This is a genomic window from Pseudomonas sp. SMV71, from assembly GCF_052042015.1.
GTDB lineage: Bacteria > Pseudomonadota > Gammaproteobacteria > Pseudomonadales > Pseudomonadaceae > Aquipseudomonas.
Genome location: NZ_JBKGGU010000045.1, coordinates 1 through 10324, shown reverse-complemented (window position 1 = coordinate 10324; position 10324 = coordinate 1). Strand labels below are relative to the sequence as shown.

At 63.3% G+C, this 10324-nt stretch carries 9 protein-coding genes; all 9 read left to right on the top strand.

From position 1 onward, the window contains the following. Positions 1-122: 122 nt before the first annotated feature. The 9 genes from ACLEJQ_RS25670 (at position 123) to ACLEJQ_RS25630 (ending at position 10183) form a co-directional block, all read left to right on the top strand. Complete coding sequence (locus ACLEJQ_RS25670) at positions 123-611, top strand: Hcp family type VI secretion system effector (protein WP_440799891.1); 489 nt, start codon at positions 123-125, stop codon at positions 609-611. Positions 612-692: 81 nt separating this feature from the next. Beyond that, complete coding sequence (locus ACLEJQ_RS25665) at positions 693-1133, top strand: type VI secretion system amidase effector protein Tae4 (protein ID WP_440799888.1); 441 nt, start codon at positions 693-695, stop codon at positions 1131-1133. Further along, complete coding sequence (locus tag ACLEJQ_RS25660; RefSeq protein ID WP_440799885.1) at positions 1130-1573, top strand: hypothetical protein; 444 nt, start codon at positions 1130-1132, stop codon at positions 1571-1573. The genes ACLEJQ_RS25665 and ACLEJQ_RS25660 overlap by 4 nt, the downstream gene beginning before the upstream one ends. Beyond that, entirely contained in the window at positions 1567-2079 is a 513-nt protein-coding gene (gene tssE / locus ACLEJQ_RS25655) for a type VI secretion system baseplate subunit TssE (protein ID WP_440799882.1), read from the top strand. The genes ACLEJQ_RS25660 and tssE overlap by 7 nt, the downstream gene beginning before the upstream one ends. Further along, positions 2076-3935, top strand: coding sequence for a type VI secretion system baseplate subunit TssF (gene tssF / locus ACLEJQ_RS25650; RefSeq protein ID WP_440799879.1), 1860 nt, complete (start codon positions 2076-2078; stop codon positions 3933-3935). The genes tssE and tssF overlap by 4 nt, the downstream gene beginning before the upstream one ends. Further along, a complete protein-coding gene (tssG, locus tag ACLEJQ_RS25645) occupies positions 3899-4951 on the top strand; it encodes a type VI secretion system baseplate subunit TssG (RefSeq protein WP_440799876.1) in 1053 nt (350 codons plus the stop codon). The genes tssF and tssG overlap by 37 nt, the downstream gene beginning before the upstream one ends. Beyond that, positions 4944-7634, top strand: coding sequence for a type VI secretion system ATPase TssH (gene tssH, locus ACLEJQ_RS25640; protein WP_440799874.1), 2691 nt, complete (start codon positions 4944-4946; stop codon positions 7632-7634). The genes tssG and tssH overlap by 8 nt, the downstream gene beginning before the upstream one ends. A gap of 158 nt (positions 7635-7792) precedes the next feature. Next, positions 7793-9730, top strand: coding sequence for a type VI secretion system Vgr family protein (locus tag ACLEJQ_RS25635; protein WP_440799871.1), 1938 nt, complete (start codon positions 7793-7795; stop codon positions 9728-9730). An 18-nt stretch (positions 9731-9748) separates the two neighbouring features. Continuing rightward, positions 9749-10183: a DcrB-related protein gene (locus ACLEJQ_RS25630; protein ID WP_440799868.1), complete on the top strand. Its 435-nt coding sequence runs from the start codon at positions 9749-9751 to the stop codon at positions 10181-10183. Positions 10184-10324: the final 141 nt, after the last annotated feature.

Here is a 10324-nt window from a genome sequence, read left to right as displayed (position 1 = left end):
TCCCTCGCCACAAAGGGTGTCCCACAGGGATCTTCATCCGGTTGCAGATCGCTGTTGAACACAGAATTCGCAAGGTCAGCGTCAACCAAACAATGTGGTTAGAAACCACACAGGGAGAAAACATGGCTGTTGATATTTTCATCAAGATCGGCGACATCAAGGGCGAGTCCATGGACAAGGCCCACAAGGACGAGATCGACGTCCTGAACTGGAGCTGGGGCATGTCCCAGACCGGTAACATGCACTCCGGCACCGGCGGTGGCGCGGGCAAGGTGAATATTCAGGATCTGTCGCTGACCAAGTGGGTCGACAAAGCCACCCCGAACCTGATGATGCACTGCGCCAGCGGCAAGCACATCGACAAGGTCAAATTGGTAGTGCGCAAGGCCGGTGGCGAGAGCCAGGTCGAGTACATGATCATCAACCTTGAAGAAGTGATCATCACCTCCATGAGCACTGGCGGTTCGGGCAGCGATGATCGCCTGACCGAAAACGTCACCCTGAACTTCGCCAAGGTGCTGGTGGACTACCAACCGCAGAAAGCCGACGGTACCAAGGAAGGCGGTCCGGTCAAGTTCGGCTGGAACATCCGCACCAACACCAAGGTGTAATCGAAGACGCCCCCGGTGCCACGCGCCGGGGGTGTTTGGTGCTTGCTCGAATCCAATCCTCTACAGCGCGGTATCTGAGTCATGGCCAAGCCTTCGTTTATCAATTTGTGGAACAGCTATCCCGATACGCCAACGCCCTGCGACGGCCCTTGGGACAATCAATGCGCTATCCGCATGAGCGTCACGCTCAACGCGGAAAAAACCATCAAGGTCAACAAGTCGACCTACACCGAACCCAAGTGCGCGCACGAACACGCGCGGGGCGCGGAATCGCTGGCCAACTGGCTCTGGCGGCACCACCTGGGTCGTCCGCTGATTCTCTCTGGAAGTGCCGAAGATCGGCGCAAGCTCGCTCAAAAGACCGGGATCATCTTCTTCAAGGACTGCTTTGCACGGCACGGGCAATCCCTGGAAGCGCGTACCGGCGACCACATCGATCTGTGGAATCGCGGCAGGGTCACGGGTGACTTCGCAGACCAGGCCCATCGCTCAAAACAAGTCTGGTTCTGGGAACTGTCATGATCAAGCGTACGCTGCATTCACTGCTGTCGAGTTGCGTGCTGTTGAGTCTGTACGCCTGCGCCGAAACGGCCCCGGACACAACCACCGCACAAGACAATCAGGTCGATCTTGGCGGTCAAGTATTGACCCTTGAGAACCACGATCAACGCTGCGCCTTGCGTAAACCGGATCAAAGCCTGTTGACCCTGGACATGCCCTGGCCTTGCCATCTGGGCGTCGATCGCCAAGGTAAACCACGCGTCGAAAACTTCAATAACGCCCAGATTATTATCGTCCAGCACTTTGCACCGGAACCTGCGCCGAGCACTGAATGCCGTTCTCAGTACCAGGCGATCAGGAAAATGGCTGGTCAGCTGGAAGCCTCGATGGTAGCTGGCGGTGGTCATTGCCTGCCGGGCGCTTTCGATCAGAAGAACTTCGTGGCCCTTTTTACGTGGTAACCGAAGTCGCCACCCGCGATCGCCTGCAACCGTCCCTGCTGGACCGGCTGACCGACGACGATCCGACCAATCCCAAGGAAAGCGCCGACAAGCGCGTGCTCTCGCTCACCCAGCTCAAGGCCTCGGTGCTGCGCGACCTGGCGTGGCTGCTCAACACCACCTGCCTGCTCGGCCACGACGCAACGCTGCATACCCCGGCGGGCACCTCAGTGGTGAATTTCGGGCTGCCGGCGCTGGCCGGTAACAGCGCGTCGAACGTTGACGTCCCGGCCCTCGAAGCGCTGATACACCAGGCCATCGCCACGTTCGAACCGCGGATCCTGCGCCACACTCTGCGCGTCCGGGCCCGGGCCACGGCGGAGATGAACCACAACGCCCTGAGCTTCGAGATTGAAGGCGACCTGTGGGCCCAGCCGGTGCCGCTGCGCCTGATGCTGCAAACCGACCTGGACCTGGAAACCGGCCATGTGCGGGTAGTCAACGCTGACCAGCGGAGGCGCCCATGAACCCGCGCCTGCTGGAGCTGTATAACCAGGAACTGCACCACGTGCGCGAAAGCGCGGCGGAGTTTGCCAAGGAATACCCCAAGATCGCCAGTCGGCTGACGTTGTCCGGCATGGACTGCGCCGACCCTTACGTCGAACGCCTGCTCGAAGGCTTCGCCTACCTGACCGCCCGGGTGCAGCTCAAGCTCGATGCCGAGTACCCGACGTTCACCCACAACTTGCTTGAAATCGCCTACCCGCACTATCTGGCGCCCACGCCGTCGATGACCGTGGTGCAGATGCAGGCCGACCCGGACGAAGGCTCGCTGAGCGGTGGCTTCCAACTGCCTCGGGATACCGTCCTGCGGGCCGCCCTGGGACGCGAAACCCAGACCTGCTGCGAGTACCGCACCGCCCACGCGGTGACGCTGTGGCCGTTGCAGGTCAGCCAGGCCGAATACTTCGGCAACCCGTCCACCGTGCTCGGGCGCCTGGCCGCCAGTGAACCGAAAGCCAAGGCCGGCCTGCGCATCACCCTGCGCACCGGTGCCGAATTGCCGTTCAACAGCCTGGCCCTGGACAACCTGCCGCTGTACCTCAGCGGCACCGACGAACAACCCTTCCGCCTTTACGAGCAGTTGCTCGGCAACGCCTGCGCGGTATTCGCCCGCAAGCCCGGAGGCGACTGGGTCGAGCGCCTGGCGCAGGACGCACTGCGCTCGCGAGGTTTCGACGATGCCGATGCGGCGCTGCCGGTGGTGTCGCGGGCGTTCCAGGGCTATCGCCTGTTGCAGGAATACTTCGCCCTGCCCCAGCGCTTCCTGTTCGTCGACTTCACCCAACTGAGCCGGGCGGTCAAGCGCTGCGACGGCCAGGAACTGGAACTGATCGTGCTGTTCGACCGTCACGATCCGAGCCTGGAAGGCAGCGTGAGCGCGACGCAGTTCCTGCCGTTCTGCACCCCGGCGACCAATCTGTTCCCCCGGCGCCTGGACCGCATTCACCTGTCGGAGCGGGTCAACGAGCACCACGTGATCGCCGACCGCACCCGGCCAATGGACTTCGAAGTGCATTCGCTCACTGGCCTCACCGGCCACGGCACCGGGCCGGAGCAACCGTTCCTGCCGTTCTACGCGGTGCGCGATCCATCCCGTTACGGGCGCGACCAGGCTTACTACACCGTGCGCCGTGAACCGCGGGTGCTGTCCAGTGATCAACGGCGCAACGGCCCGCGCTCGACCTACATCGGCAGCGAAACCTTCGTCAGCCTGGTGGACAGCCAGCAAGCGCCTTACCGCCACGACTTGCGCCAACTGGGCGTGACCGCGTTGTGCACCAACCGTGACCTGCCGCTGTTCATGAGCGTGGGCAACGGCAAGACCGACTTCACCCTGGCCGACAGCGCGCCGGTAGCCGCCGTGCGCTGCGTGGCCGGGCCGAGTCGTCCACGGGCCAGCCATGCCCACGATGCCAAGGCCTGGCGATTGATCAGCCAGTTGTCGTTGAACTATTTGTCCCTGAGCGAGCAAGGCCAGGGCGCTGCCGCCCTGCGCGAGCTGCTGCGCCTGTACGGCGACAGCAACGACGCGGCGCTGCAATTGCAGATCGAAGGCCTGCGCGAGGTCAGCAGCAAGGCCTGCACCCGCCGCTTGCCGATGCCGGGGCCGATCGTGTTCGGCCGTGGCCTGGAGATCACCCTGGAATTCGATGAAAACGCGTTTCGCGGCACCGGCGTGTTTCTGCTCGGCGCCGTGTTCGAACGCTTCCTGGCACGCTACGTGTCGATCAACAGTTTTACCGAGACGGTGATCCGTACCACCGAACGCGGCGAGATCATGCGATGGAAAGCCAAGCCCGGACGTCGTCCGACCCTGTGAGTACCCTGGAGGCGATGCACCAGGAACCCTGGGAATACGACTTCTTCCAGGCGTTGCGGCGCATCGAGTGCGAGTCCCCCGAGCTGCCGCGCCTGGGCCATTCGTTGCGCCTGGCCGATGACCCGCTGCGCCTGGGACAACAGGCCGAATGCACCTTCGCCCCGGCCACCCTGGCTTCGGTGCAACCGGGCGTCGATGGTGCGCCGGCGCGCCTGGAGCAGTTCTTCTTCGGCCTCGGCGGCCCCAACGGCCCGCTGCCGCTGCACCTCACCGAGTACGTGCGCGAACGCCAGCGTAACCACGCCGACAGCACCAGCAAGCGCTTTCTCGATGTGTTCCACCATCGCCTGCTCAGCCTGTTCTACCGGGCCTGGGCCGAGGCGCGGCCAACGGTCAGCCACGACCGCCCGGACGACGATTACTGGTCGGCACGCCTGGCGTCCTTCAGTGGCCGCGGCATGCCGAGCCTGCTCGATCAGGGCCTGATTCCAGACACGGCGAAGTTGCATTACAGCGGCCACCTGGCGGCGCAAACCCGCTACCCCGATGGTTTGAAGGCGATCCTGAGCGAGTACTTCGGGCTGCCGGTGGAGATCGAGGAATACGTCGGCCAATGGCTGGAGCTGCCGGAGCGCAGCCGCGTCGGCGTCAGCGCCAACCAGCTGGGCACCGACTTCTGCCTGGGTCGCTATGTGTGGGACCGCCAGCACAAATTCCGCATTCGCCTGGGGCCGCTCAAGCTGGTCGACTACATGGGCATGCTCCCCGGCCAGCAGCCATTCAACGAGCTGGTGGCCTGGGTCGCCGAATACCTGGGACACGAATTGGACTGGGACCTGAACCTGGTCCTGGAACAGCCCGAAGTCCCGGCGCTGCAACTCAACGGTCAGTTCCGCCTGGGGTTCAATACCTGGCTGGGCCAGCCGCAAACCGATGCCAACGATCTAATACTGGCCCGGCATTACGCCGAACAGGCCAACACCTCACAGACCTCAAGGAGCTATGAGCATGGGTGAAATCAGTCGCGCCGCGTTGTTCGGCAAACTCAACAGCGTGGCTTACAAAGCCATCGAAGCCGCCACCGTGTTCTGCAAATTGCGCGGTAACCCCTACGTGGAACTGGCCCACTGGTTTCATCAGTTGCTGCAGCTGCAGGACTCGGACCTGCACCGCATCATCCGCCAGTTCAACGTCGAGCCGGCACGCCTGGCCCGCGACCTGACCGATGCCCTGGACCGCCTGCCACGGGGCTCGACCTCCATCACCGACCTGTCGTCCCACGTGGAAGAGGCCGTGGAACGCGGCTGGGTCTACGGCAGCCTGATGTTCGGTGAAAGCCAGGTGCGCACCGGTTACCTGGTGATCGGCATCCTCAAGACCCCGAGCCTGCGCCATGCGCTGCTGGGCCTGTCGTCGGAGTTCGACAAGGTCAAGGTCGAAGCCCTGAGCGAGCGTTTCGACGAATACATCGGCGACTCGCCGGAAAACGCCCTGACCGCCAGCGACGGCTTCAACGCCGGCAGCGTGCCCGGCGAAGCCAGCGGCGCCATGGCCCCGAGCGCCATGGGCAAGCAGGAAGCGCTCAAGCGCTTCACCGTCGACCTCACCGAACAGGCCCGCAGCGGCAAGCTCGACCCGATTGTCGGGCGCGACGAAGAGATCCGCCAACTGGTGGACATCCTCATGCGCCGCCGGCAGAACAACCCGATCCTCACTGGTGAAGCCGGCGTAGGCAAGACTGCGGTGGTCGAAGGATTTGCCCTGCGCATCGTCGCCGGCGACGTGCCGCCGTCGCTCAAGGATGTCGAATTGCGCAGCCTCGACGTTGGCCTGTTGCAGGCCGGCGCGAGCATGAAAGGCGAGTTCGAACAGCGCCTGCGCCAAGTCATCGAGGACGTCCAGGCCTCGCCGAAACCGATCATCCTGTTCATCGACGAAGCCCACACCCTGGTGGGTGCCGGTGGCGCCGCCGGTACCGGTGATGCGGCCAACCTGCTCAAGCCAGCCCTGGCCCGTGGCACCCTGCGCACCGTGGCCGCGACGACCTGGGCCGAGTACAAGAAGCACATCGAAAAAGACCCGGCCCTGACCCGTCGTTTCCAAGTGGTGCAAGTCGCCGAGCCGTCGGAAGACAAGGCGCTGCTGATGATGCGCGGCGTGGCCTCGACCATGGAACAGCACCACCAGGTGCAGATCCTCGACGAAGCGTTGGAAGCCTCGGTCAAGTTGTCCCACCGCTACATTCCTGCGCGCCAGTTGCCGGACAAATCCGTGAGCCTGCTGGACACCGCCTGCGCCCGCGTCGCCATCAGTCTGCACGCCGTGCCGGCTGAAGTGGACGACAGCCGCCGACGCATCGAAGCACTGGAAACCGAGCTGCAGATCATCGCCCGCGAACACGCCATCGGCGTGGCGATCGGCACGCGCCAGACCCAGACTGAAAGCCTGCTGAGCGCCGAGCGCGAGCGCTTGGCCGAGCTGGAAAGTCGTTGGGCCGAAGAGAAAGCCCTGGTGGATGAGCTGCTCGCCACCCGCGCCACCCTGCGCGAGCGCGTCGGCGTGGTGGACAGCGAAGACGCCAGCGAAGCTTCTGACAACGAAAGCCACGCTCTGCGCGAGCAACTGGTGGACCTGCAACAGCGGCTGAGCGCCCTGCAAGGCGAGAACCCGCTGATCTTGCCGACTGTGGACTACCAGGCCGTGGCCTCGGTGGTCGCCGACTGGACCGGCATCCCGGTGGGCCGCATGGCTCGCAACGAACTGGAAACCGTGCTCAACCTCGACCAGCACCTGAAAAAACGCATCATCGGCCAGGACCACGCCTTGCAGATGATCGCCAAGCGCATCCAGACCTCCCGCGCCGGCCTCGACAACCCGAGCAAGCCGATTGGGGTGTTCATGCTCGCCGGCACCTCCGGCGTGGGCAAGACCGAAACCGCCCTGGCCCTGGCCGAAGCCATGTACGGCGGCGAGCAGAACGTCATCACCATCAACATGAGCGAGTTCCAGGAAGCCCACACCGTGTCCACCCTCAAGGGCGCGCCACCGGGCTACATCGGCTACGGCGAAGGCGGCGTGCTGACCGAAGCCGTGCGGCGCAAACCGTACAGCGTGGTGCTGCTGGACGAGGTGGAAAAAGCCCACCCGGACGTGCATGAAATCTTCTTCCAGGTGTTCGACAAAGGCGTGATGGAGGACGGCGAAGGCCGGGTGATCGACTTCAAGAACACCTTGATCCTGCTGACCACCAACGCCGGCACCGAGCTGATTGCCGACGTCTGCAAAGACCCGCAGAACGTGCCGGAGCCGGAAGAGATCGCCAAGGCCCTGCGTCAGCCGTTGCTGGAGATTTTCCCGCCGGCCCTGCTGGGACGCCTGGTGACGATTCCGTACTATCCGCTCAGCGACGAGATGCTCAAGGCCATCACCCGCCTGCAGCTCAACCGCATCAAGAAGCGCGTGGAAAGCACCCACAAGGTCGCGTTCGACTACGACGATGCGGTGATCGACCTGATCGTCTCGCGCTGCACCGAGACCGAAAGCGGCGGTCGGATGATCGACACTATCCTGACCAACAGCCTGCTGCCGGACATGAGCCGCGAATTCCTGACCCGCATGCTCGAAGGCAAGGCCATGGCAGGCGTGCGGATCAGCGCGGTGGATAACGAATTGCAATACAACTTCAGCGACGCGGCCTGATCTGACAGGAACACAGAGAACCCTGTGGGAGCGAGCCTGCGCGCGATAGCGGAATTACATTCAACCTGGTGTTGACTGATGCACCGCCATCGCGAGCAGGCTCGCTCCCACAGTGGGTTGCGTTCCTACAGCCAAATACAATTTGCACGGGACACTCGATGTTATTCAACCAAGCCTCACGCCTGGCCAAAATCACCAGCCCCCTGGGGCCGGAGGTGCTGTTGCTCAAGGACATGGGTGGCGGCGAAGAGCTGGGAAGGCTGTTCAACTATGAGTTGCAGCTGCACTCGCTGGACAACGCCATCGACCTCAACCAGTTGCTCGGCAAGCCGATGTGCGTGAGCCTGCAACTGGACGGCGCTGGCGAGCGCTATTTCCACGGCATCGTTGCGCGCTGCAGCCAGAACGTCGACCAGGGCCAGTTCGCCAGTTACCAGGCCACGCTAAGGCCTTGGCTGTGGCTGCTGACCCGTACCTCCGATTGCCGGATTTTCCAGAACCTGACCATCCCGCAGATCATCAAGCAGGTGTTCCGCGACCTGGGTTTTTCCGATTTCGAAGACGCCCTGAGCCGCCCCTACCGCGAGTGGGAATACTGCGTGCAGTATCGCGAGACCAGCTTCGATTTCGTCAGCCGCCTGATGGAGCAGGAAGGGATCTACTATTTCTTCCGCCACGAGCAAGGCCGCCACGTGCTGGTGTTGGCCGACGCCTACGGCGCCCACACCACGGCGCCCGGCTACGGCTCGGTGCCCTACTACCCGAAGAATGACCAGCATCGCGAGCGCGATCACATTCACGACTGGCACCTGGCCCAGGAAGTCCAGCCGGGCTCGCTGGAGCTCAACGACTATGACTTCCAGCGCCCCAGCGCACGCATCGATGTGCGCTCGGCGATGCCGCGGCCCCACGCCGCCGGCGACTATCCGCTGTACGACTATCCCGGCACCTACGTGCAGAGCGAAGACGGCGAACACTACGCCCGCACCCGCATCGAAGCCTTGCAGACCCTGCACGAACAGGTCGAGCTGGCGGGCAACGCCCGGGGCCTGGGTTCGGGGCATCTGTTCAGCCTCACCGGCTTCAGCCGCCAGGACCAGAACCGTGAATACCTGATCGTCGGCGCCCGCTACTACCTGTCCCAGGAAAGCGGCGAAACCGGTGTCGGCGCGCCTTCGGCCCAGTTCGAAAGCAGCCTCACCTGCATCGACGCCCAGCAAAGCTATCGCCCGCTGCCGATCACCCACCGTCCGATCGTCAAGGGTCCGCAGACCGCGTTGGTGGTCGGGCCCAAGGGCGAGGAAATCTGGACCGACCAGTATGGCCGGGTGAAGGTGCATTTCTATTGGGACCGTCACGACCAGTCCAACGAAAACAGCTCGTGCTGGATTCGCGTGTCGCAATCCTGGGCCGGGAAAAACTGGGGCTCGATGCAGATCCCACGCATCGGCCAGGAAGTGATCGTCAGCTTCCTCGAAGGAGATCCGGACCGGCCGATCATCACCGGGCGGGTCTATAACGCCGAACAGACGGTGCCTTACGACCTGCCCGAGAACGCCACCCAGAGCGGCATGAAGAGCCGTTCGAGCAAGGGTGGCACGCCGGCGAATTTCAACGAAATCCGCATGGAAGACAAAAAAGGCGCCGAGCAGTTGTACATCCATGCCGAGCGCAACCAGGACATCGTGGTCGAGGTGGATGAAAGCCATTCGGTGGGCCATGACCGCAACAAGAGCATCGGCCACAACGAGACGGTGACCATTGGCAACAACCGCCTGCGCATCGTCAAGCAGGAGGACATCCTGTCGGTGGGCCAGCGCAAGACCGACAGCATCAGCCAGAGCTACGTCATTGAAGTGGGTGAGAACCTGCGCCTGGTGTGCGGTGAAAGCATCCTGGAGCTCAACGCCAGCGGCCAGATCAACCTGACCGGCGTGCAGATCAGTTTCTATGCCAGCGGCGATGCCGAGTTCAACACCGGCGGCGTGCTGCACCTGAACAACGGCGGCGGCCCGGGTGCTACCCCGGACGGCCAGGGCGTCAAGGGCAGCATCGATGCCAACATCCAGGCCGCGTTCCCGTCGTCCAAAGGCTAACCACGAGATTTTTGCGCAATGACTTACCGCCTCAATGAATTCCAGTTCCAGCTACCGCCCAGTGAATTGCTGGACGCGACGATCAACATCCTGAAGTTTCCCGAACTGGGTACTTCGTTGATCGTCAGCCGCAGTTTGCTGGCCGAAGGCGAAACCCTGCAAAGCAACCTCGACGACCAGTTGGGGCGCCTGGAGAAACAGGTACAGGACTTGCGCTGCCAACCGGGCGCCGCGGTGCGCGTGGGCGCCAACCAGGAAATCGAAGCCATCGAACTGCGCAGCCAGTTCAGCAAGGGCAACGAAAAAGTCTTCCAGTTCCAACTGGCCCTGGTGCTGCCCGGCACCCGCAAGATGTTCGCCCTGAGCTACGTCAAGGCCGAAAAGCTCGGCGATGCCGAGGCTGCGCATTGGGCGGCCATCAAGGCTTCCCTGCAGTTCGACGTGCCGGCCTGATGAGCCTCTTGCATGTCTGACGCACTCTGGGCCGCCCGCCTGGGCGATGCGCTGGAGCACACCTCGATGATGGCCGACATCCTCGGCGGGGTACTGGAGGTGGCGGCGAACATTGCGATCACCGCCGTGGCCACCGCGGCT

What these genes read in the sequence shown, in the direction of transcription:
- ACLEJQ_RS25670 (WP_440799891.1), top strand. Translation starts at nt 123, where the DNA reads ATGGCTGTTGATATTTTCATCAAGATCGGCGACATCAAGGGCGAGTCC.
- ACLEJQ_RS25665 (WP_440799888.1), top strand. Translation starts at nt 693, where the DNA reads ATGGCCAAGCCTTCGTTTATCAATTTGTGGAACAGCTATCCCGATACG.
- ACLEJQ_RS25660 (WP_440799885.1), top strand. Translation starts at nt 1,130, where the DNA reads ATGATCAAGCGTACGCTGCATTCACTGCTGTCGAGTTGCGTGCTGTTG.
- tssF (WP_440799879.1), top strand. Translation starts at nt 2,076, where the DNA reads ATGAACCCGCGCCTGCTGGAGCTGTATAACCAGGAACTGCACCACGTG.
- tssG (WP_440799876.1), top strand. Translation starts at nt 3,899, where the DNA reads ATGGAAAGCCAAGCCCGGACGTCGTCCGACCCTGTGAGTACCCTGGAG.
- tssH (WP_440799874.1), top strand. Translation starts at nt 4,944, where the DNA reads ATGGGTGAAATCAGTCGCGCCGCGTTGTTCGGCAAACTCAACAGCGTG.
- ACLEJQ_RS25635 (WP_440799871.1), top strand. Translation starts at nt 7,793, where the DNA reads ATGTTATTCAACCAAGCCTCACGCCTGGCCAAAATCACCAGCCCCCTG.
- ACLEJQ_RS25630 (WP_440799868.1), top strand. Translation starts at nt 9,749, where the DNA reads ATGACTTACCGCCTCAATGAATTCCAGTTCCAGCTACCGCCCAGTGAA.